The organism is Kitasatospora phosalacinea (assembly GCF_030268885.1).
In the GTDB taxonomy this organism is placed as follows: Bacteria; Actinomycetota; Actinomycetes; order Streptomycetales; family Streptomycetaceae; genus Kitasatospora; species Kitasatospora phosalacinea_C.
In genome coordinates, this window is the sequence record NZ_BSSA01000001.1 from 702,785 (window position 1) to 724,988 (window position 22,204).

Here is a 22,204-nt window from a genome sequence, read left to right on the forward strand (position 1 = left end):
AGCATCGCCGCGACGGGGCCGTAGCGCAGAGGCAGGCGCACCGGTCTCCAGAATCGGAGGACGCCGGTTCGAATCCGGCCGGTCCCGTCGCCCCGGGGTGGGGCCGTAGCACAGCGGCAGATGCGTCGGCCTGCCTAGCCGGAGGACGCCGGTTCGAATCCGGTCGGTCCCGCCCCCGGGGGGAAGCCTGACGGAACCCGCCGAAGCCCGCCGAAGCCCGACGGAGTCCGCCGGGGAACCGCGAAGGGCTTCGACGGTCCGCGACGAGCCGCAAGGAGCGGGAATGGTCCAGGAGTTCGCCGGGGTCCCGTCGGTGGTGCCCCGCCCGGCCGCCGAACTCGCCCCGCTGCTGGCCTGGTTGCGCACCGGCACCGGCACCGACCGGCGGATCGACTTCCCGGCCGGCACCGCCCTCCCCGACGGCCGGCTCGACCTGTGCAAGCAGCAACTCGGCCCGCAGGGAGCCCGGTTGGTCGCCGACGCACTTGCCGACGCACTCGCCGGAGCGGCACCGGACAGCGACGGCGAGGCCCCCGTCCGGCACCTGCTGCTCGGCACCGACGGCCTCGGCGACGACGGTGCGGACGCGTTCGCCGCCCGCGCTGCCGAAACCCCGGTCCGCACCCTCTACCTGGGCTGCAACGGCATCACCGCCGCCGGTGCCTGCCGGATCGCCGACCGGCTGCGCGCCTCGCCGCAGACCGTCCGGGCGCTCTGGCTCAAGCGCAACCCGCTCGGCGTCCGGGCCGGTCGGGCCGCCGCCGAACTCGTCGCCGCCGCCGAGCGGTTGCGCACCCTCGACCTGGTGCAGACCGGCCTCGACCCGGCCGGTCTGACCGCACTCGTCGACGCCCTGCTGGCCGGCGGCCGCCACTTCGAGCGCCTCTACCTCGGCGGCAACCCGCTCGGCCCCGCCGGGGCCGAACCGCTCGCCCGCCTGATCGCCGCCGGAGCCACCGACGAGCTGTACGCCTCCGCCGCCGCCCTCGGCGACCCCGGCGGGCGTGCTCTCGCCGCCGCGCTGCGCACCGCCCCGTACGGTCGGCTGCGCCGCCTCTCGCTGGCCAGCTCCGGCCTCGGGCCGGAGACCGCGGCCGAGTTGACGGCCGCGGCGGCCGCGGCCGGGGTGGAACTGCTCGACCTCGGACGCGTCCCGGCCGCCCACGTGCTGGGCGCCGCCGACAACCGGATCGACCTGGCCGCCGCCGACCGGATCGGCGCCGCCCTGGCCGCCGCCCCGCACCGCCTCGACCACCTGGTGCTCACCCACACCGGCGTCCGCAGCCGCGAGGCGCACCGCCTGCTCGACCACGCCGGGTCCGCCGCCACCCCCACCCGCTACCTGCTCGGCAAGGGCGTCGCCGCCACCGTCCGCCACCGCCTGAGCGCGCTCAGCGCCGCCGTCCCGCCGCCCGCCACCGCCCCGGACGTGGCGGCGGTGCAGAGCGTCCACCGCACCGCCGCGCAGCGGTAGTCCGGCGGTTCAGCGGGCGGCCATCCGCAGCGCGCCGTCCATCCGGATGGTCTCGCCGTTCAGGTAGTCGTGCTCGGCGACCATCGCGACCAGCCGGGCGTACTCCTCGGGGCGGGCCAGGCGCTGCGGGAAGGTGACGGTCGCGGCCAGGCCGGAGCGGACCTCCTCGGAGAAGCCCGCCATCATCGGGGTGTCGACGATGCCGGGGGCGATGGTGACCACCCGGACGCCGTACTGGGCCAGGTCGCGGGCCGCGGTGATGGTCATGCCCGCCACGCCCGCCTTGGACGCGGCGTACGCGATCTGCCCGACCTGGCCCTCGAAGGCCGCGATGGAGGCGGTGTTGACCACCAGCCCGCGCTGCCCGGCGGCGTCCGGCTCCTGCCCGGACATCGCCTCCGCGGCCAGCCGCAGCACGTTGAAGGTGCCGACCAGGTTGACGTTCAGCACGCTGCGGAACAGGTCCAGGTCGTGCGCGCCGCGCCGCCCCACCACCCGCGCGGACGGGGCGATGCCCGCGCAGCTGACCGCCAGCCGCAGCGGGCGGCCGTCGGCGGCGATCCGCTCCAGCGCGGCGCGGACCGGCTGCTCCTCGGTGACGTCCGCCCCGAGCAGGGTGACGCCGTCGGGCTGCGCGGGCGCGGACTCCACGGCCTTGGGCAGGTCGAGGCCGTACACGGCGGCGCCGAGCGAGGCCAGGTGGGCGGCGGTGGCCGCGCCCAGGCCGGAGGCGGCGCCGGTGACCAGGGCGGCGGTGCCGGAGAGCTGCATGGTGGAACGTCCTTCCGGAACAGGAGGTCGGGTCAGCGGGTGGCGAACTGGCGGCTGATCACCAGTCGTTGGATCTGGTTGGTGCCCTCGAAGATCTGCATGATCTTGGCCTCGCGCATGTACCGCTCCACCGGGAAGTCCCGGGTGTAGCCGTAGCCGCCGAGCACCTGCACCGCGTCCGTGGTGACCTTCATCGCGGCGTCGGTGGCGACCAGCTTCGCCACGCTGGCCTGTCGGCTGAACGGGCGGCCCAGGTCGCGGCGGCGGGCCGCGTCCAGGTAGGTGGCGCGGGCCGAGTCGACGGCGGCGGCCATGTCGGCGAGCAGGAAGCCCAGGCCCTGGTGGTCGACGATCCGGCGGCCGAAGGTGGTGCGCTCGTTGGCGTACGCGACGGCGTGGTCCAGGGCGGCCTGGGCCAGGCCGGTGGCGCAGGCCGCGATGCCGAGCCGGCCCGAGTCGAGGGCGGAGAACGCGATCGGCAGGCCCTGGCCCTCGGCGCCGATCAGCCGGTCGCGCTCCAGCAGCGCGCCGTCCCAGTAGGCGGCGGTGGTGGGCACCGCGTTCAGGCCCATCTTCTCCTCCGGCGGGCCGAAGGTCAGGCCGTCGACCCGCCCGGGCGCCAGGAAGCAGGACACGCCGTGCGGGCCGGGCGCGGTGCGGGCGAACAGCGCGTAGAAGTCGGCCTTGCCGCCGTGGGTGATCCAGGACTTGGTGCCGGTGATCCGGTACCCCTGCTCCACCGGTTCGGCCCGGCAGGTCAGGGCCGCCGCGTCCGAGCCCGCGTTCGGCTCGGAGAGGCTGTAGCCGCCCACCAGCTCGCCCGCCAGCATCCGGGGCAGCCAGCGCTCCCGCTGCTCGGGCGTGCCGTACGCGGTCAGCGGGTGGCAGGCCAGCGTGTGCACGCTGGTGGCCACCGCGACGGCCGCCCAGCGCGCCGCCAGCTCCTCCAGGACCTGTAGGTACACCTCGTACGGCTGGCCGCCGCCGCCGAACTCCTCCGGGTAGGGCAGCCCCAGCAGCCCGGCCTGCCCGAGCAGCGCGAACAGCCCTTCCGGGTAGCGCTCCTCCTTCTCGTGGGAGGCGACCTTGGTCGCGAGCTCCCGGTCGGCGAGATCACGGGTCAACGCGATCAGGTCCGCGGCTTCCTCGGTGGGCAGCAAGCGATCCACGGCCATGGTGCGGCTCCAAGCGGTACGCAAAGCGGTACGTCAGTACCGGTCAGCGTAGCGCAGAGGAGGCGGCCGGGCAGCCCCCGGGGACGGGCGGTGGGGGAGCGGGGCGTCCGCGACGCGGAGCGGGAGGCGGGCCGGGCGGGGCCGACTGTCATACTGGCGGGGTGATCGACCACGCAGCCGCTCTCCAACCCACCGGACGGGGCGCCGCCCGCCGCAGCGCACTCTTCGAGGAGCTGGTGGCGCTGTTCGTGGCCGAAGGGTTCGCCCGGTTCACCCTGGACGACCTGGCCGCCCGGTTGCACTGCTCCAAGCGGACGCTGTACGGGCTGGCCGGCTCCAAGGAGCAGCTGGTGCGCGCGGCCGTGGTGCACTTCTTCCGCGAGGCCACCGCCCGGGTCGGCGCCGCCCTCGCCGCCGAGACCGACCCGGCCGCCCGGCTGGCCGCCTACCTGCGCGCCGTCTCCGCCGAACTCGCCCCCGGCTCGGCCCGGTTCTTCGACGACCTGGCCGCCTTCGAACCCGCCGCCGAGGTCTACGGCCGCAACACCCGGGCCGCCGCCCGCCAGGTCCAGCAGCTGATCGAGGACGGCGTCGCGGCGGGCGCCTTCCGCGAGACCCACGTGGCCTTCGCGGCCGACGTGATCAGCTCCGTCATGGTGCGCATCCAGCAGCGCCAGGTCGCCGAGGCCACCGGCCTGGCCGACGCCGAGGCGTACGGGCACCTGGCGGAGCTGCTCCTGCACGGTCTGCTGCGCTGAGCCGCAGCGGCGGTCAGCCCTCCTGCGCGGGGGCCGGGTCGGCCGCCGGCTCCGCGACGGGCGCGCACTGCGGGCAGCGGCCGTTCTCGCGGACCTTGCCGCACTCCTCGCACACCAGGTTCAGGAAGCAGGCGGGCTCGCCGCCCTCGGGCTCGGTGGGTTCCATGCCGTCCAGTGTGCCGCGCGGCTCCGGGGACCGTCCAAGAGCCGTCCGGGAATCGTCCTTTCGGATAGTCCGACCTATGTCCGCCGCGCGGGTTCTCGTCCCCGGGCCGCGGTGCGTCGGCGCGTCCTCACCCGCGAGGGCGGTCGATCCTGCCGGGAGTTGACGACGACGGGAGGTGGCTGGACGGTGAGCAACGGTCGGCGCGGTTGGTGGCGCATCGGCATCGCGGCAGCGTTGTGCGTGGCCGGGACCGGAACGGCGGCGGTGGCCTCCGGGACGGTGCCGCTCGGCGGGCGCGCGGCGGTGAGCGCGGACGAGCAGCGGGCCCCGAACGGCGAGGACGGCCTTCAGGTGGTCAACGTGTCGGTGGACCGCACCGGGGTGCGCGGCCTGACCGTGGTGCGGGCCCTGGTGGCCAACCTCGGTCCGAACGAGGTCAGCGACCACTTCCACGCCACGGTCAAGCTGCCCAAGCGCGTCACGGTGGAGGGCAAGGTCTTCCCGGACAGCTGCCAGTACGACGACGCGCGACGGGAGTTGACCTGCGACTTCCGCAAGGGCCTGTCGCTGCGCCGGACCGCGACGGTGCTCCTCCCGCTGCGGATCGCGGACGACGTCCGCGCCGGGGAGCGGCTCTCCGGCGGCGCGGTCTCGGTGCAGGACCCGGACCGGCCCACCCGGACCGTCCCGAGCCGGGCGTTCACCATCGACGTCGAGTAGCCGACCGGTGACCGCCGACCCACCTGCGCACAACGGCAGTTGCGCCACCCGGCCGACGCCCCCGACGCCCCCGGCGTCCCCCTCGTCCCCGCCCCCGTCCTCCCCGTCTCGACGGCCGATCGGAGCTCCGTGTCCCTGCCCCGCCGCGTAGCGCTGCTGTCGCTGCTGCTCGTCGTCCCGCTGCTGCCCGCCGCCCCGGCCTCCGCCGCGCCGCGGATCCAGCAGCGCAGCCTCACCCCGACCAGCGCCCTGCCGGACACCCCGGTCGCGGCGACGCTCTCGGTCGGCTCGCTCACCACCTGCATCACCGTCGACGAACTCGGCGTCGGCGTCCGGGATGCCAACCAGCAGAACCTGGACTTCCCCGGCTCGGCCGGGCGCACCAGGATCTGCCCCGGCGGCCATACCCTGACCACCGCGACCCGCAGCTTCCCCGCCGGGACGTACACCGAGTTCGGCTTCTACCGGATCGGCTCGACGTACTACAACCTGCCCAGCCAGACCCTGACCGTCGCCGCGCCCACCGTCCGCCAGCTCGCCCTCGTCCCGACCAAGGCGGTCGCCGACACCCAGGTCACCGGCACGCTCGCGGTGAGCTCCACCGCCTGCCTGCACGTCGACGAGGTCGGCATCGGCGTCCGGGACGCGAACCAGCAGGTGCTGGACTTCCCCGGCACCGCCTCCGACGTGCAGCTCTGCCCGCAGGGCTACGTGCTGACCACCGGCTCCCGGAGCTTCGCCGAGGGCACCTACACCGAGTTCGGCTGGTACCGGATCGGCAGCGAGTACCACAACCTGCCGAGCAGGACCCTGACCGTCAGCAAGTCCGTCACCCCGCCGGAGCCGCCGATCCCCGCCGGGAAGCTGGTGTTCGACGAGAACTTCACCAACCCGCCCGCGCTGGGCACCACCTGGGAGGACGACCGGACCAGCGCGTACAAGTACGGCAACCACAACCCGGACGACGACAAGCTCGACTGGCTGCAGCCCCGCGCGCTGAGCACCGCGAACGGCGCCAACACCTTCACCGCCACCCCCGGGGCCAACCGGCTGGAGAACGGCAAGCAGTCCTGGGACACCGGCCTGCTCACCACCGAGTACACCCAGCAGGGCTTCCAGGTCCGGCCCGGTGACTACGCGGAGGTCCGGCTGCAACTGCCCAGCGGGTACGGCGCCTGGCCCGCGCTGTGGACGTGGAAGGACGGCGGCAACGAGATCGACTCCTTCGAGTACCACCCGGACAACCCGAACCTGCTGGAGCTCTCCAACCGCATCAACAGCGCCGGGACGTACTACACCGACGCCGACGCCATCCACCCCGGCGCCTGGGTCAGCATCGGCGTCCACTACGGGGCCTACAACAACGACTGGTACGTCAACCACAAGCTGGTGTTCTCCGACCACACCGGCACCGGCCCGAACTGGAGCGCCTACCTGATCCTCAACCTGTCGATCTGCGCGGGCTACTGGCACCCCTCGCCGGTGAACGACAACGCGATCACCGCGGCCGCGGACTACCTGCGGGTGTGGCGCCCGCAAGCCTGACGGCCGACCGGCACCCGAGCGTTCGGGCGGGGTGGCCCGCGGAGGAGACCTCCGCGGGCCACCCCGCACGGGTGTTCCTGCGACAACCCAGGTTGTCGAAGGGAGGGGCGGGCAAGAGTGACAACTCAGGTTGTCGCCGGGGCGGGGACGGTCTCCTCGCGGGGCCAGCGCTTGCGGGCGGCCTGGCGGGTGATGCCCAGGAGCTGGCCGACCTCGGCGAAGGAGGCGCCCGCCGCGAGGGCCTCGCGGGCCAGCCGGTCGACCCGCTCGGCGGCGGCCGTCCGCTCGGCCTCGGCGGCGGCCAGCGCCCGGAGCGGGTCGGAGGCGTCGGAGGGGGCGCCGGCACCGGGGGCGGGGGCGTCGGCCGGGGGGCCCGGGGCATCGGCGTCCGGGGCGTCGGCGTCCGGGGCCAGCAGCGGGCGCAGGCAGGGGCCGAGCAGGGCGGTCAGGCGCTCGGCGGGGGCCGCGTCGACTTCGGGGACGCGCAGCAGGTAGCGGGAGACCAGCAGGCCCAGCACGACGCTGCCGACCAGGGACGCGCGGAGCTCGGCGTCCGCGCCGGTGAGGGCGTCGGCGACCGGGCTGTTGCCGGGGTCGGCGACCGCGCAGCGGACCGCCTCGGCGGCCTGCGGGTGCGTCAGCATCGAGCGCAGCACCGGCATGCTGCGGTCGGGGCGGCCGTCGATCTCGGCCAGCACGTGCCCGAGCAGGCGCTCGCCGAACCGCTCGGGCGGGCCGGAGAGCGCGCCGCCGAAGGGGAGCGCGACCTCGGAGACCGCGTCGAACAGGCCCTCCTTGGAGCCGAAGTACTTCATCACCAGCGCCGGGTCGACCCCGGCCCGGTGGGCCACCGCGCGCACCGTGGTCTGCTCGTAGCCGAGCTCGGAGAAGAGCGTGCGGGCCGCCGCCAGGATCGCCTGCCGGGTGCGGGTGCGTCGGGGGCCGGCCTGCTCGGGTGCTGTCACGTCGCCTCCTGCCGGTGGGCCGTGGTCGCGGCCGCACTTCAACGCTCGTTGACCAATTCTCCGGGCGTCCCTACCCTGGGGGAGTCTACAAGCGTCGACCGGGACCCACCCTCGGCGCTCCCCCCGTCCTGCGCTCCGGGAGTCCACCGTGCCGACCCGTGCCCAGCAACCGTACGCAGTCGAACGACCCTTGCCGTCCGGCCCGCCGGGGGCCGACGCGCTCGCCCTCGCGGTGATCGTCACCTGCCAGCTGATGGTCGCCGTCGACGGCAACGTCGTGAACATCGCCCTGCCCCGGATCCGGTCCGGCCTGGGCTTCTCCCCGGACGGCCTGGCCTGGGTGTTCAGCGCCTACGCGCTGGCGTTCGGCGGCCTGCTGCTGCTCGGCGGCCGGGCCGGCGACCTGCTCGGCCGCCGCCGGGTGCTGGGCCTGGGGCTGCTGCTGGTGGTCGCGGCCTCGCTGCTCGGCGGCCTGGCCCCGAACGCGGGGGTGCTGATCGCCGCCCGCGCCCTGCAGGGCGCCGGCTTCGCGTTCGCCGCGCCCGCCGCACTCTCGCTGCTCGCCGTGACCTTCGCCGAGGGCCCCGCCCGCACCCGCGCCCTCGGCGTCTTCTCCACCGTCGCCGGCCTGGGCATCACGCTCGGCCTGGTCCTCGGCGGCCTGCTCACCGCGCTCTCCTGGCGGCTGGTGTTCTTCGTCAACGTGCCGATCGGCCTGGCCGCCGTGCTGCTGGCGCGCCGTCACCTCCCGGAGACCGAACGGCACCCCGGCCGCCCCGACCTGCCGGGCGCGCTGACCTCCACCGCGGGCACCACCGCCCTGGTGTACGGCCTGATCCACGCCTCCACCGCGGGCTGGAGCGCACCCGCCACCCTCACCGCCCTGCTGCTGGGCGCCGCCCTGCTCGCCGCCTTCGTCCTCGTCCAGGCCCGGTCCGCCCACCCGCTGGTCCCGCTGCGGCTGCTGGCCCGGCGCGACCGCTCCGGCGCGTACGCGGTCTTCCTGCTGCTGTTCGCCGCCACGGGCGGCACGTACTTCCTGCTGTCGCTGTACGTCCAGGACGGGCTGGGCCTGTCCCCGCTCGCCGCCGGACCGGCCTTCCTGCCGCTGGCGCTCGCCCAGTTCGCCGCCGCCCGCAGCGCGCCGGGGCTGATCCCCCGGTACGGGACGAAGCCGCTGGCCGTCACCGGCGCCGCCCTGCTGTCGGCCGCCGGCCTGTGGCTGGCCACGACCGGCCCCGGCAGCGGCTACTGGGGCGGCCTGTTCGGACCGCTGCTGCTGCTGGGCGCGGGCCTCGGCCTCGGCTTCGTCCCGCTCAACGCGACCGTCCTGTCCGGCCTCGCGCCCGCCGAGACCGGCGCCGCCTCCGGCCTGCTGCAGACCGTCCAGCAGGTCGGGCTCTCGCTGGGCGTCGCCGTCCTGGCCACCGTCCACGGCCGCGCCGTGCACGGCAGCGCGCACCCCGACCGGGCCGCACTCGCGCACGGCCTGGCCACCGCCGTGACGGCCGCCGCCGCGTTCGGCGCGCTGGCCGTGCTGATCGCCCTGCTCACCCTCACCCGCCCCGTCCGGCGGCCCTGACCCGGCCGCTGCCCGCCGGGACCGAACGGCCCCGTCCGCCAACCGACTTGACCGGCCACCGGTAGGGTCGGACCGGCCGCGCACCACTGCTGCCACCGCCGTCGCCCGGGCCCGGACGGCGGCGCCCACGGGGAACGGACACGGAGACCGCACCATGAGCACCACCACCAGCGCCCTCGACCGCCTGCTCGACCTCGCCCGCGGCCCGATGGGCCCGGCCGTCGACCTCGACTTCGGCGTCGAACGGGGCCCGCTCGCCGAACTCGCCGCGCTGCTCGCCCGGATGAACGGCTTCTTCGCCTTCAACGGCGGCGTCCAGGTCTACCGGGTCGGCGCGGAGGGCCTCGGCCCCGAACTGCTGGAGTGGAACGGCGCGGACGCCTGGAAGTCCAGCTACCAGGGCCTCGCCGACGAGGTGTTCTGCTTCGGCCAGGACCTGTTCGGCGTCCAGTTCGGCATCGTCGACGCCGCCCGGGTGGTGCGCTTCGACCCGGAGACCGCCCGGACCACCGACCTCGGCGACAGCCTGGAGGACTGGGCGGCCTGGCTGCTCGCCGACCCCGACGTCAACGGCGCCCACTCCTTCGCCCACGCCTACATGCGGGCCAACGGCCCGCTCCCGGTCGATCAGCGACTGCTCCCGCGCCGGTTCTTCGCCCTCGGCGGCGAGTGGACCCACGACAACCTCGTCCCCGAGGAGGCCGCCGCCGCGATGCGCGTCCGCGGCCCCTTCGCCCACGCCACCCGCGACCTGCCCGACGGCATCCGGCTGCAGGTCACCGTCGACTGAACCGCCCCCCGGCCCGCCCCCGAGTCCCCGGCCCGTCCCCGGGCGGCAACGGCCCCGGCACCCCGCCGACCTGACGCCCACTCATCGTTACGGAGTCTTTACCTCCGACGCGCGACGGACCCGCCCGCCCGCGGCGTGTCTCCAGGACGTCGACGACACACCTTTCCACCCGGGGGACCACATGACCGAGGAACTCGGCTTCGACGAGTTCGCGGCCAGCAGAGCACGCCGCCTGTTCCACCTGGCGTACCTGATGTGCGGGGACTGGCACCAGGCCCAGGACCTGGTGCAGACGGCGCTGTCCAAGCTCTACCCGGTCTGGGGGCGGCTGCGGCGCGGCGACGGCGAGGCGGGCATCGACGCGTACGCCCGCAAGGTGCTGCTGCGCTGCTACCTCTCGCACCGGCGGCTGCGCCGCTCCAGCGAACTCGCGGTCGACGAGTTCCCCGAGGAGCCGTCGATCGGCGCGCACGAGGGCAGCTCCGCCGCCCTGCGGATCACCCTGACCGCCGCGCTGCGCCAACTCCCGCCCCGCAACCGGGCCGCCGTGGCGCTCCGCTACCTGGAGGACTACAGCCTGGAGGAGACCGCGGAGGCGATGGGCATCACCGTCAGCGCGGTCAAGAGCCTCAACTCCCGCTCGATGGCCCGCCTGCGCACCATCCTCGGCCCCGACCGGGCCCTGCTGCTCCAGGACTGACCGCACCCCGCCCGCCCCCGCGACACCCACCTGCCAGTACGGAAGGCATCGGAACCTTGGACCCGGACCTCGACCTGGAGCTCTCCGCCATGATGGAGACGAGCGTCAAGGACCTGTGCGTGCCCGTCGCGGTGATCGTCGCGGAGAGCGGTCGGCGCGGCCGCCGCCGCAAGCTGGTCCGGCAGCTGAGGATCGCCGGGACGACCCTCGCCGTCGCCGCCGTCGCCATCGCGGGCGCGAACGCCGGACTGCCGCTGATCGAGGCCGGCCCGCGCACCGGCACCGAGGTCGGCCCCGCCGCCCCGGCCGCACCGCTCTCGCCGACCCCGACGCCCACCCCCTCCGTGGACCCGACCCCGCGCAGCAGCCCCACCGCCACCGGGACGGCCGGGCGTCACCAGAGCACGAAGTTCCCGCTCGAGCCCGTCCCGGTGCTCGGCACGACGTGGCCGAACACGACCTCCTCGGGCGCCTCCCCCCGGCAGTTCACCGAGGGGTCCGTGTCCAGCGACCTGAGGTGGCTGCTGGCGAAGCAGAACGGGCAAGTCAGCCAGGCCTACCCCGTCAACGTCGACCGCGGGGACGGCGCCTCCGCGGTGTACCTGGCGTACGCCGACGGCGACAACCCGGTCACCGTGGAACTGCGGCTCGGCCGCACCGAGCTGCCCCTCCCCGCCGACGGCAGCAACCCCGCGCAGCTCCCGTTCCGCTGCGGCAAGGACAGCGGCACCGCGGGCAACCACAGCACGGCCTGCCTGGGGGGCTACCTCCCCAACGGCAGCTGGGAACTGGTCGAGACGAACGACGCCCGGGTCACCGGCCTCTACAGCTACCGCGTCGCGGTCTGGTACCCGAACGGCACCGTCGTGGACTTCACCGAGTACGCCGGTTTCGTCCACGACAACGGCGAACCGCCCTCGTACGTCCGCGAGAAGCCCCCGATCGACTTCCTCCTGTGGCGCTCCGTCACCGAGAGCCCGGTGTGGACGTACTACGTCCCGGTCGAGGGCGGCGGCACCGGCACCGGCTGAGCCGGATCGCCGGCAGCACCGGGGACCGCTGGTTCCGGGCGGCGCCGGGCAGCTCAGCCGGAGGTCAACTGGACGGCCGCCTCCACGCCGGAGGCGACCGCCCCGGCGATCCACGCGTGGTAGCGCGGCTGGCAGTGGTCGCCCGCGAAGAACAGCCGGTCCGCGACCGGGGCGGCGACCTGCGGGCCGAGGCTGAGCAGTTGGCCGGGGGTCTCGATGACGGCCTCGCCGAGCGCCCAGCGGTTGCGCAGCCAGGACTGCGAGACGTGCCGGCCGGTGGCGTAGCGGCGGATCCGCTCGCCGAACAGGCCCGCCAGGTGGTCGAGCGCCTCGGTGTGCCGGTCGGCGGGGGTGAGCGCGTCGAAGCGCAGCGCGTCCTCGGCCCAGTTGTAGGCGGCCAGCACGACGCCGCCGGGGGCGCCGTCGTCGCTCGGGTGGGAGGGGAAGTAGACGAACCGGCTGGCCTCGTCCGAGACGCAGCCGCCGCCGACCGCCGCGACCGCGTTCCCGTGCGGGGCGGGCCGGTAGGCGGCGCCGAGCTTCGCCCGCCAGGTGTCCTCGTCCCACTCCCACCAGCGCTCGGTGAACTCGACCAGCACCTTGTGCGCGGTGTCGTGCTTGAGCTCGGCGATCGCCCGGCGCTTGCCGTACGGCAGGATCGGGTCGAAGTCGACGTGCCGCAGCGCCGCGTACGGCACCGCCAGCACCACCGCGTCCGCCCGGTACTCGTACCGGTCGCCGCCGATCGCGCCCGCGCACGCCTCGTCCTCGGGGCCGCTCTCCGGCTCGGCGACCACCGTCACCCCGCCGTCGCCCAGCCGGACGTGCGTGACGACCCGGCCGCGCTCGATCGGCAGGCCCTTCGCGAGCGCCTCGGTCAGCGCGTCGGTGCCCGCGCTGAACTCGAAGTACGTCACCGCCGGGTTGATGTCGGACGCGTCGAACGCCGAGTGCAGGAAGCCGTACGACAGCCGGCTGGTCAGGTTCTCCAGCGTGCCCACCGCCTGCACCTGTGCGTCGCTCCAGCCCTCGCCCTCCTGCAGGTAGCGCAGCAGCGAGTAGCCGTCCAGGTCGTACAGCAGCTGCGCCATGCCGGTGACCCGCTGCTCGATCGGCTTGTCGCTCCAGGAGCCGTCGCCGCCGCGCACCATGGTGTACGCCCGGGCAGTGTCCAGCGCGCGGTCGAAGGCGGCGGCCGCGGTCAGGTCGCTGTCCCAGCCGAAGCTCTTGTTCACGGGCCGCGGGTCGGCCGCGTACGCCGCCTTGCTGACGGTCTGCCCGTTGACGTGCACCAGCCGCCCGCCCAGGCCCTTCGGCGCGGTGTACGCGGGTGCGCTGCCGGTGGCGAACTCCTCGCCCGTCCACGACCGGTAGACCACCCGGGCGTCACCGGAGACCAGGTCGGGGGAGGGCGGGACGTCCACCAGGTGGAAGGGGCGGCGCTGCACCCCCAGGTGGTCCGCCAGCGCGAGGGTCAGCACGTGGCTGGAGGGGATGCGCATCGCGCCCGCCTCGGCGTGCAGCCGCGGGTCCTGCCACACCCCGCCGCGGAAGGTCTTCACCCGGCCGCCGACCCGGCTCCGGTTCGCCTCCAGCACCCGCACCCGGTGCCCGGCCGCCAGCAGCAGCCGCGCGCACACCATGCCCGCCACGCCCGCGCCCACCACCAGCACCTCGCGCGGCGCGGCGGGACGCAGCCGCTGACGCCCGGTCAGCAGCTTCAGGTAGTCCAGCGTCAGGTCGCGGTGGTCGGCGTCGGTCAGCAGGATCCGGCGCGCCATGGTCAGCGCCGCCTGCTGCCGGGCCGGGTCGGGCGGCGGCGGGGTCGTACCGGCGGCCCGGGAGAGGCCGGCCCCGGGGCCGGCCAGGGCGGCGGCGGTCATCGCACCGCCGGAGGCAAGGAACAGTCCGCGTCGAGAGATCACCCGCCACACCCTGGCAGCGCCGACCCGCCCGACACGCCACCTCCGCCCACGAACGGCCCCGCCGTCACCCGGCCGGGGGCGCTCGAAGCACGCTCCGGCGCACACCCCCCACCCGCTCACTCCTCGCGGGGCAGCGTCCACGCGGGGTCGCCGTCGGGCGGCGGCGGAACGACGGTCCAGGCGCTCCGGTCGGCGTCCGGGTCCCAGTACGGCACGGTGGCGGAGCTGCCGTCGTCGTAGTACATGCCGTACGCCCAGTGCTCGGGCGTCTCGTGGCACATCAGGTCGGGGTACGGCTCGAACTCGGACCGCCCCCACGAACGGTTCATCCGGGCCACCGCCTCGGCCCGGGAGATCCCGAACGACTCCAGCACGGCGGTCATCTCCAGCAGGAACCCGGACATCCCGGCGTCCGCCCGCGCCACCAGCCCGTACGCGGGTAGCGTCACCTCCCCGGCAGGGCCACCGTCCTGCTGCTCCACCTGCGTCACCTCCCCTGCGGCCGCCCCGTGGCGGACCGCGCTGCGCACGTTACCCGGTGGCCCCGCGGGACGGCGCCCCTCCGGGCGCGGACGGCGGCTGCCACGGCGGGTACCCGGAGCGCGGGGCGCGCGGCAGGCCGCCGACCAGGGTGGTGACCACGCTGCCGGCCAGGGCGTAGCCCAGCGCCCGCAGGCAGGAGGTCGACCAGGGCAGCCGGGCGCCGGAGTCGGCGACGACGTGCAGGAAGGTCACGGCCCCCACCAGCGCCCCCGCCCCCAGCAGCGCCACCGTGTTCCGGTGGCCCGGGTGGGCGAACGGCGGGCGCCGCCACAGCAGGGCCGTCCACGGGAGCGCCATCGCCCCCACCAGCCACAGCAGCCACGGCAGCCGGTCCCCGTGCAGGACCGGCAGGACCGCCAGCCAGCAGAACGGCAGGACGGTGCGGAGCGCCAGCCGCCACAGCAGGGGTGCCGGAACGGACGGGCCGCCCGCGCGCAGGCGGCGCGCCCCCAGGCCGGTGAGGACCGCCGCCGTGCCCGCGACGAAGGACAGCGGCACGGCCGCCATCATCCGCAGCACCCCGTCGCCCCCGGCCGGGTCGGGCCGCGGCGGCAGCGGGACGGCGGTCCAGCGGCCGTCCGCGGTCCGCACCTGCAGGCCGTGGTGCGGGTAGCGGACGACCACCGTGTGCCCGCCGCCGGGGACGGCGGCCAGCACCAGCTGGCACGGCGTCGGCGGCAGGGGCGACGCGGTGGCCGCGGACGGCGCCGGGGACCACGCGGCACCCGCGGACGGCACCGGCGTGCCGGTCCCCTCCAACGGCGCCACCTCCGGCGGGAGGTACTCCGCCTGCCAGCTGGCCCGCCCGTCCCGGCTGACCTCCACCGGCAGCCCGTACCCCGGGGCCCGGAAGCAGAGGTGCGGATCCTCGGGCAGGCACAGCCCGTCCGCCGCGGTCGCGGCCTCGGCCGCGGCGGGCGGCGCGGTGGCCTTCCCGCTGCCGGGGTCGAGCCGCCAGGTCAGGCCGCCGTCCTCGCTGGTCCACCGACGGGCCTCGTACAGCACCGGCCTCCCGTCCTCGCTCCACAGGGCGGCCTCCGGCACCGTCGCCGCCGAGGTCGCGGCCGTCGCCAGGACCGCCAGCGGCACCGCGACCAGCGCCAGTGCCCGCCGCAGCGGCCGCGGCCGGGCGCTGCGGCGCCACAGCCACCAGGCCACCGCGAGGACGGGCAGCGCCAGCAGGTCGGTCCGGTCGGCGACCGTGCGGCTCGGCACGCCCGTCAGCAACGACCAGCCGTGGGAGGCCAGTTCGGCCCCGGCGGCGGAGGACTTGGCGCACCCGAAGGTCAGCGCCGTCAGCGCCACCCCGAGCCGGGCCGCCCGTTCGCCGCGCAGCCGCGGCACGGCCGAGACCAGCAGGGCCAGCAGCGGCGGGACGACCAGCATCCACGCCGCGTCACTGACCTTGCCGGTCACCGCCCCCGGCCACGCCCGTTTGCCCACCCGGTCGTTGAACGCCAGCACGGCGATGGCCAGCAGTGTTCCCGGGTGCCCCGCCCAGCGCAGCACCCGCCCCCCGTCGTTGCGCATGGGAACGAGTCTCCCGACGCCGCGTCACGTCCCGGCCACGGCCGCGTCTCGCTCCCGCAGCCGGTCCGCGGCGGCGGGAGCGGGACGCGGGCCGGCCGTCACCCCGCGGTGACCTCCTCCAGGTCGGCGAGCAGCTCGGAGGCGGCGACCGGGTCCAGGTCGCCGTAGCGCAGCGGGTAGTCGCGGCTGCTCCAGTGGTCGCCGGGTGCGGAGTCCAGCCAGACCGCCTCGAAGGTCTGGTCGGGGAACATGTCGACCAGGCCGACCGCGATGCCCTCGTCCAACTGGATGACCAGGTGGCAGCCCTCGCCGAGCCGCTTGGAGAACCAGCGCTCCACCCCGGCGTCCTGCGGCTCGCCGCGCTCCCAGCCGCGCTTGGTCAGGCCCAGCAGCCGGCCGACCGGAACGGTGCAGCCCTCGAAGCGGTGCAGCCGGTTCGCGGCGGCCTCCTCGGGGGTGAACCGGCGCACGGGGCGGCCGAGTTGCGGGAACGGCTGGAGGATCTCGTAGTCGGCGAACAGCTCCGACCACTGCTCCACCCGCTCCTCGCCCAGGTGCAGCGGATGGGCGATCCGGACGGTCGCGTCCGCGGGGAGGGCGAAGACCTCGTCGTGGACGTCGGTGAAGGTGCGGTCCTCGGCGACCCGGAAGGCGGCGTCGTCGGCCAGCCAGACCAGTCGCCGCGCCAGGTGCCACACCAGCGGGTGCTCGACGAACAGCGAGGTGAACTCCTCGGCGCTCCACGAGCGTTGGGCGACCATCGCACCCTCCAGGCGGCGCAGCTGGTCGCCCGCGACGGTGCGCACGTCCTTCTTCAGCGCCATGAAGCGCTTGCGCTCGGCCGGGGCCAGCTCCGGGTCGTCCTTGACGCCCGGCGCGGGCAGGTCCTTGCGCCGCTTGCCGTCGGCGTCCAGCACGTACGGGCGCAGCTGCTCGTCGAAGCCGACGGTGAACGTCCGGCTGCCGTAGTCGATCACCGTGGTGCCGTCCGGACCCAGGCCCAGGTCCGGCACCAGGCGGTCGGCGAGCTGCTCGGGGGTCAGGCCCAGGCCCTCCGCGACCTCGGCGATCTTCTCCTGGGCGCGGGCCTTCAGCGCCTTGAACTTCACCCGCTGCGCGACGCCGTGCAGGTGCAGCAGCGCCAGGTCGGTGCCGATCGCGGCCAGCACGTCCAGGCCCTCGACGGCCCGCTGGTGCGCACCCTGCCCCGGCCACTCGCGCACCACCGGGGTCAGCCGGCGCACCGTCGTGTCGTCGCCCAGCACCCCCAGCGCGGACAGCACCCAGCTCTCCTTCGACGGCATCCCGACCTGCTGCCACTGCTCGAACAGCGCCCAGCCGAACTCGGCCAGCCCCTCGGCCCGGCAGGTCTCCGCCACCACGGCCAGCCCCGGGTACGGGACACCGGGCTTGGACATCGCCAGCATCGTCAGCACGTGCCGCACCGCCTCCGCGGGCAGCGCCGACGGCTCCTCGCCGGGAGCGCGCAGCAGCAGCTGCGGCAGGACGGCCGGCTGCGCCCAGGCCGGCAGCACCGGCACCCGGGCCGGGAGGGCGTTCTCCATCGGGTCCGTGGCCAGCGCCTCCGCGACCACCTCCGCGGCCGCGGCGCCGTAGCGGTCCTCGACCGCGGCGAGCAGCGCCCCCTCCCCGGCGTCCGCGGCGACCAGCCGCAGCGCCTGCTCGGCGGCGCCGCGCTCCCGCCCGGCCGGGCCGACCGCGTCCGGGACGAGCAGCAGGGCGCCCGCCACCCCGTGCCGGGCGAACCACGAACGGGCCGTCGCGTGCACCGACTTGAGCCGCACCAGCCCGTCCGCCAGCAGCCGGGCCGCCCCCACCGCGCGGAACGGCAGCAGCAGCGAGGAGAGCGCCGCGGGCTTGGCCCGGGCGGCGTGCAGCACCATCGGCAGCGCCGCCGCCCCGTACCTGGCGACCACCGGCGGCAGGTACTCCGACCCGCCCCACAGGTCGGCGGGCCGCCACGCGGCGAGGGCCGGGGCCAGCGCCTCCACCGGGCCCTGCACCAGCAGCCGGGACGGGTACCAGAGGCTGTGGGACTCGCCCAGCACGGTCCTCGCCTGGGCGGCCCAGTCGGTGTCCGCCGGGAACTGCCACCCGGTGAGGAACTCGGACCGGCCCCAGCGCTCCTGCTCCCCGGGCCGCCAGACCAGCTCCACGCCCTCGTCCGGCCGCAGGCCCTCCAGCACCCGGGCCTTGCGCCGGGTGCGCGGACGCGTCCACGGCGGCGAGACCAGCAGCGGCGGCAGCGCCTCCGGCGCGGCCTCGGCGGCCTGCGGGCGGGCACCGTCCAGCTCCGCGACCAGCGCGGCCGTCGCCCCGTCCAACCGCGGCAGGATCTGCGGCAGCAGCTCCCGGTGCAGCCGGACGTGGCTGTCGAGCAGGGACCGGGCCGTCACCCCGTCCCGCCCGCCCCGCGCCGCCGCCTCGGCCAGCAGCCGCACCGCCCGCACCGGGTACCGCTGCGCGGCCTCCTGCAGCGCCGGACGGACGTGCTTGCTGTCCAGCTTGGTCAGCAGCAGCCGGAAGGCCCCGTCGGACGGGAACCGGGCCAGCGCACCGGCGATCCGCTGCTCCTCGTCCGTCCCGTACGTCCGGCCGAACCCCTCGCCCACCAGCGGGGCGGCGGCCACGCCGACGCTGTCGGCGACGGTCGCGATCATCTGCGCCGTCCAGCCGCGCCAGGCCACCCAGGGGTTCCGGACGAACGCCTCCGCCTGCGCCGGGTCGTCCAGGGAGCACAGCAGCTGCTGCTGCAGCTCGGCCTGGTCGCCGTCGGCGTAGTGGGGCATGTCCGCGAGGCACTCGTCCATCCAGCCGGGCACGCCCGGGGCCAGGAAGGAGGCCAGCGCCCGCTGCCGGGGCGTGCCCCGGTGCCCGGTGAGGACCGCGAGCACCTCCCGGTACTCCGCCTCCGGCGCGGCGGCGAGCAGGGTGCGCAGCCGTTCCCCGACCGGGAGGAGCTGCCGGGCGTGGTGGGACTGGTGGGCGGTCCGCGGCCGCAGCGCGATGTCCGAGACGTCGCGCCCGGACTGCAGGTAGTGGGTCTCCACCGCGTGCGTCTCCAGCACCGCGCGCACCGCGAAGGACAGCCCGTGCCGGGCCGTCCAGACGTCGGCGAACAGCGACTGCTCCGCGGCGTCGGCCCGCCACGGGGTCGGCAGCATGTCGGCCACCGCCGCCGCGCCCACCGGGTCCGGCGCGCCCGCCAGGTAGGCGCGGGCGGCCCGCACCAGCTCCGGGTCGGAGGCCGGTGCGTCCAGCACCTGCTCCACCCAGTCCCCGCGGGCGGCGATCCGCCGCTGCTCCCGCTCCAGCGCCTCCGGCCCGGGCGGGGACACCTTCGGCACCCGGCCCCCGCGCCGCGGCAGCACCAGCCGCCGCCAGGCGTCGGGCAGCACGAACGCCTCCTCGTCCGGCAGTTCGCGCACCCCGGCGGCCTCCGCCTCCGCAACCCCTCCGGCCGCCCCGGCCGCGACCTCCGCCCGGACCTGCCGGGCCTCCCCGGCCGCGACCTCCGCGTACCCCTTGCGCTCCTTCTCCGCGACCTGCCTGGCGAAGTGCGCCGACGCCGCGTCGGCGGACGCCAGCTCCTTCGACTGCTCCCGCCCTTCGGTGCCGATCCGCCCGTAGCGCACCCGCACCACCGGGCCCTCGACGGCCGCCTCCCAGAACTTCGCAGAACCGTCCCCGACGAGCTCCCAGCGCCGCACAGCCACTCCTCCGCGCCCTGACCATCCGATGATCGACACCCGGCACCCTAGCCACGGCCCCCGACAACCCCTTCCGGCGGCCCCGTCGGCTCCGGCGGCCCGTCGGGAGGGAGAAAGTCGGGAGGGAGAAAACGGACGCGGGGGCCGCGCCGTGCGCACGGCCCCCGCGCCGGGGTGTGGGGCACCCCGTTCCCGCCCTCGTCGTCGTCGGATCTGCACACGGTGATGAGCCGTACGGTCTGCTCCGTCACTTGTGCCCGGTGCTGAGCTGCATCGTTGACGGGGAATCGAACCCCAGCGCTGCCCTCCACGCACCAAGGGTCGGATGAACCGCCGACCGCGGTCTGTGCACGCCTCCGCCGCGACTACCCGCTCCCCACACCCGGTCCTCGGGGGAGATCAGTCCTCGATCAGGTCGATCTCCCAGTTGGTGCGCTGGATCAGCGTGTCCACCTCCCGGATCTCCTTCGCCAGCGCGTCCGCCTCGGCCCGCAGCTCGGCCACCGGCAGCGCCGACAGGATCCGCAGCTCCGACCGCAACTGCCGCACCGCCCCGCGCTGGTCGCGCCCGGACGCGGCGTCCGCCGCCGAGGTGACCACCGAGTGCCGCAGCCGCAGCACGTCCCGCCGGGCCAGGGCGTCGGTGAGCGTGCCCCCGCCCTCCACCACGGCGGCCGAGTTCGTCCGGTTGATCTGCCGGATCAACCGCTCCAGCTCGTCCAGCACCTCCCCGGCCTGCGCCAGTACCTCGCCCGCGTCCTCGGCCGGCTCCTCGCCCTCCTGGTAGCGCGCACTGCCGACGACCCGCGCCCGCAACTGCTCCACCTGCCGCACCGCCGCCGCCCGCTGCGCGAGCGCCTCCGCCAGCTTCACCGCACCCTCACCCGTCCCCGTCCGTCCCGGAACGCAAGAGACCCCTGCCGCAGCAGGGGTCCCACACTGGTGTCCGAGGGGGGACTTGAACCCCCACGCCCGATAAAGGGCACTAGCACCTCAAGCTAGCGCGTCTGCCATTCCGCCACCCGGACCGGGTGTCGTCCTCGCGGGGCGTCCCGCGCTGACACCGACAACAGTAGCAAAGATCGACTGCCAGACCCAAAACCGGGGGCGCGGGGGAGGCCGGGGCCCCGGAAGCGGGCGGTGGAGGGGGTCGTGAGGAGTGTCGGAGGGGAAACGACCTTGGGGCCGGACGGGTGCTGGGGGAGGATGGCGGGACGGCGCCCGCGGCCCCCGACCGGGGTCGGGGCGGCGCGGGCCGCAGCCGCGCCGGGGCGGGCAGACACGAGGTGGGAGCGATGAGCGTGGGCAGCGAGCGCGCGGTGACGGCCGAGTCGGAGGTCGCGGAGATCTGCCGCGACCTGATCCGGATCGACACCAGCAACTACGGCGACGGTTCCGGCCCGGGGGAGCGGAAGGCCGCCGAGTACGTGGCCGAGCAGCTCGCCGAGTTCGGGCTGGAGCCGCAGATCTTCGAGTCGGCCAAGGGCCGGGCGTCCACGGTGGTCCGGATCGAGGGCGAGGACCGGTCGCGGCCGGGCCTGCTGATCCACGGGCACACCGACGTGGTCCCGGCCAACGCCGACGACTGGAGGGTGCACCCGTTCTCGGGCGAGATCGCCGAGGGCTGCGTGTGGGGCCGCGGCGCCGTCGACATGAAGGACATGGACGCGATGACCCTCGCGGTGGTCCGCGACCGGCTGCGCACCGGCCGCAAGCCCCCGCGCGACCTGGTGCTCGCCTTCCTGGCCGACGAGGAGGCGGGCGGCACGTACGGCGCCCGGTTCCTGGTGGACCGGCACCCCGAGCTGTTCGAGGGCGTCACCGAGGCGATCGGCGAGGTCGGCGGCTTCTCCTTCACCGTCAACGACCAGGCCCGGCTGTACCTGGTGGAGACGGCGGAGAAGGGCATGCACTGGATGCGCCTGACCGTCGAGGGCCGGGCCGGGCACGGCTCGATGGAGAACGACGACAACGCGATCACCGAGCTGTGCGAGGCGGTGGCCCGGCTCGGCCGGCACCAGTTCCCGCTGCGGATCACCAAGACCGTCCGGGCCTTCCTGGACGAGCTCTCGGACGCGCTCGGCGTGCGGCTCGACCCGGAGGACATGGACGAGACGATGCGGGTGCTCGGCGGCATCGCCAAGATGATCGGCACCACCCTGCGCAACACCGCCCAGCCGACCATGCTCGGCGCGGGCTACAAGGTGAACGTGATCCCCGGCCAGGCCACCGCGCACGTGGACGGCCGCTTCCTGCCCGGCTACGAGGAGGAGTTCCTGGCCGAGCTGGACAGCGTCCTCGGGCCGCGGGTGAAGCGCGAGAGCCTGCACCACGACAAGGCGATCGAGACCAGCTTCGACGGCGCCCTGGTCGAGGCCATGCAGACCGCGCTGCGCGCCGAGGACCCGATCGCCCGGGCCGTCCCCTACTGCCTGTCCGGCGGCACCGACGCCAAGTCCTTCCAGGACCTGGGCATTCGCTGCTTCGGCTTCGCGCCGCTGCAGCTCCCGCCGGAACTGGACTTCGCGGGGATGTTCCACGGCGTGGACGAGCGGGTGCCGGTGGACGGCCTGAAGTTCGGCGTGCGGGTGCTGGACCGGTTCATCGACCTGGCCTGAAGGAGAGCGGAAAGCGGGCGGAAAGCGGGGTCGGAAGTCGGACTAGTCCGTCCAGCATCAGAGCTGTCGAGCATCCGAAATGGCGATCACCTGTTCGCTTGATCACTTCAACGGGTGAATGCGGTTCCGGCCCCGTGTCCCGGTCGTGACGGCTTCGTTCTTCCGTGTGCAGCCCGGGGG

At 75.3% G+C, this 22,204-nt stretch carries 18 protein-coding genes and 3 tRNA genes; 11 read left to right on the forward strand and 10 right to left on the reverse strand.

Going from position 1 to position 22,204, the window contains the following annotated elements; translation table 11 throughout:
* Positions 1 to 14: 14 nt before the first annotated feature.
* The 3 genes from QSK52_RS03085 to QSK52_RS03095 all read left to right on the forward strand — a co-directional run bounded on the left by QSK52_RS03085 (position 15) and on the right by QSK52_RS03095 (position 1,474).
* Positions 15 to 87, forward strand: a tRNA-Trp gene (locus tag QSK52_RS03085).
* 12 nt (positions 88 to 99) lie between these two features.
* Positions 100 to 172: transfer RNA gene (locus tag QSK52_RS03090), tRNA-Gly, on the forward strand.
* Positions 173 to 283: 111 nt separating this feature from the next.
* Positions 284 to 1,474, forward strand: coding sequence for a ribonuclease inhibitor (locus QSK52_RS03095; RefSeq protein WP_285733170.1), 1,191 nt, complete (start codon positions 284 to 286; stop codon positions 1,472 to 1,474).
* Between the two features lie 9 nt (positions 1,475 to 1,483).
* Here the strand turns inward: QSK52_RS03095 and QSK52_RS03100 are convergent, their stop codons facing one another.
* Positions 1,484 to 2,245, reverse strand: a complete 762-nt coding sequence (locus tag QSK52_RS03100; protein WP_285733173.1) for an SDR family NAD(P)-dependent oxidoreductase — start codon at positions 2,243 to 2,245, stop codon at positions 1,484 to 1,486.
* 32 nt (positions 2,246 to 2,277) lie between these two features.
* Entirely contained in the window at positions 2,278 to 3,420 is a 1,143-nt protein-coding gene (locus tag QSK52_RS03105; protein ID WP_285733175.1) for an acyl-CoA dehydrogenase family protein, read from the reverse strand.
* A gap of 161 nt (positions 3,421 to 3,581) precedes the next feature.
* Here QSK52_RS03105 and QSK52_RS03110 point away from each other — a divergent pair, with 161 nt between their 5' ends.
* A complete protein-coding gene (locus QSK52_RS03110) occupies positions 3,582 to 4,178 on the forward strand; it encodes a TetR/AcrR family transcriptional regulator (protein WP_285733177.1) in 597 nt (198 codons plus the stop codon).
* A 13-nt stretch (positions 4,179 to 4,191) separates the two neighbouring features.
* On the opposite strand, the gene QSK52_RS03115 is transcribed toward QSK52_RS03110, so the two are convergent.
* On the reverse strand, positions 4,192 to 4,344 hold the full coding sequence (locus QSK52_RS03115; RefSeq protein WP_285733179.1) for a hypothetical protein: 153 nt from the start codon (positions 4,342 to 4,344) through the stop codon (positions 4,192 to 4,194).
* 186 nt (positions 4,345 to 4,530) lie between these two features.
* Here QSK52_RS03115 and QSK52_RS03120 point away from each other — a divergent pair, with 186 nt between their 5' ends.
* Both QSK52_RS03120 and QSK52_RS03125 read left to right on the forward strand, forming a co-directional pair.
* Positions 4,531 to 5,064, forward strand: a complete 534-nt coding sequence (locus QSK52_RS03120) for a hypothetical protein (protein ID WP_285733182.1) — start codon at positions 4,531 to 4,533, stop codon at positions 5,062 to 5,064.
* Between the two features lie 129 nt (positions 5,065 to 5,193).
* The gene (locus tag QSK52_RS03125) at positions 5,194 to 6,609 is read left to right on the forward strand and encodes a glycoside hydrolase family 16 protein (protein WP_285733184.1); all 1,416 of its coding nucleotides are present in this window, start codon (positions 5,194 to 5,196) and stop codon (positions 6,607 to 6,609) included.
* 125 nt (positions 6,610 to 6,734) lie between these two features.
* Here the strand turns inward: QSK52_RS03125 and QSK52_RS03130 are convergent, their stop codons facing one another.
* The gene (locus QSK52_RS03130; RefSeq protein ID WP_285733186.1) at positions 6,735 to 7,574 is read right to left on the reverse strand and encodes a TetR/AcrR family transcriptional regulator; all 840 of its coding nucleotides are present in this window, start codon (positions 7,572 to 7,574) and stop codon (positions 6,735 to 6,737) included.
* Positions 7,575 to 7,722: 148 nt separating this feature from the next.
* Here QSK52_RS03130 and QSK52_RS03135 point away from each other — a divergent pair, with 148 nt between their 5' ends.
* The 4 genes from QSK52_RS03135 (at position 7,723) to QSK52_RS03150 (ending at position 11,677) form a co-directional block, all read left to right on the forward strand.
* Positions 7,723 to 9,156, forward strand: a complete 1,434-nt coding sequence (locus tag QSK52_RS03135) for an MFS transporter (protein WP_285733188.1) — start codon at positions 7,723 to 7,725, stop codon at positions 9,154 to 9,156.
* A 154-nt stretch (positions 9,157 to 9,310) separates the two neighbouring features.
* Positions 9,311 to 9,946: an SMI1/KNR4 family protein gene (locus tag QSK52_RS03140; RefSeq protein WP_285733189.1), complete on the forward strand. Its 636-nt coding sequence runs from the start codon at positions 9,311 to 9,313 to the stop codon at positions 9,944 to 9,946.
* A gap of 181 nt (positions 9,947 to 10,127) precedes the next feature.
* Entirely contained in the window at positions 10,128 to 10,646 is a 519-nt protein-coding gene (locus tag QSK52_RS03145; RefSeq protein WP_285733191.1) for a SigE family RNA polymerase sigma factor, read from the forward strand.
* A 56-nt stretch (positions 10,647 to 10,702) separates the two neighbouring features.
* Positions 10,703 to 11,677 (forward strand): hypothetical protein, encoded by a 975-nt coding sequence (locus tag QSK52_RS03150; RefSeq protein WP_285733193.1) that lies wholly within the window; start codon positions 10,703 to 10,705, stop codon positions 11,675 to 11,677.
* 53 nt (positions 11,678 to 11,730) lie between these two features.
* On the opposite strand, the gene QSK52_RS03155 is transcribed toward QSK52_RS03150, so the two are convergent.
* The 6 genes from QSK52_RS03155 to QSK52_RS03180 form a co-directional block, all read right to left on the reverse strand.
* Positions 11,731 to 13,602 carry a flavin monoamine oxidase family protein gene (locus QSK52_RS03155; RefSeq protein WP_285733195.1) on the reverse strand — a complete coding sequence of 624 codons (1,872 nt, stop codon included), beginning with the start codon at positions 13,600 to 13,602 and terminating at the stop codon, positions 11,731 to 11,733.
* A 116-nt stretch (positions 13,603 to 13,718) separates the two neighbouring features.
* Complete coding sequence (locus QSK52_RS03160) at positions 13,719 to 14,084, reverse strand: hypothetical protein (RefSeq protein WP_285733197.1); 366 nt, start codon at positions 14,082 to 14,084, stop codon at positions 13,719 to 13,721.
* Between the two features lie 49 nt (positions 14,085 to 14,133).
* Positions 14,134 to 15,675 (reverse strand): hypothetical protein, encoded by a 1,542-nt coding sequence (locus QSK52_RS03165; protein WP_285733199.1) that lies wholly within the window; start codon positions 15,673 to 15,675, stop codon positions 14,134 to 14,136.
* A 98-nt stretch (positions 15,676 to 15,773) separates the two neighbouring features.
* Entirely contained in the window at positions 15,774 to 19,406 is a 3,633-nt protein-coding gene (locus tag QSK52_RS03170) for a DUF4132 domain-containing protein (protein WP_285733201.1), read from the reverse strand.
* Positions 19,407 to 19,805: 399 nt separating this feature from the next.
* Positions 19,806 to 20,279, reverse strand: coding sequence for a DIP1984 family protein (locus QSK52_RS03175; protein ID WP_285733203.1), 474 nt, complete (start codon positions 20,277 to 20,279; stop codon positions 19,806 to 19,808).
* A 67-nt stretch (positions 20,280 to 20,346) separates the two neighbouring features.
* Positions 20,347 to 20,434, reverse strand: a tRNA-Leu gene (locus QSK52_RS03180).
* Positions 20,435 to 20,701: 267 nt separating this feature from the next.
* Here QSK52_RS03180 and QSK52_RS03185 point away from each other — a divergent pair.
* Entirely contained in the window at positions 20,702 to 22,024 is a 1,323-nt protein-coding gene (locus QSK52_RS03185; protein ID WP_285733205.1) for a M20/M25/M40 family metallo-hydrolase, read from the forward strand.
* The last annotated feature ends 180 nt before the right edge of the window (positions 22,025 to 22,204 follow it).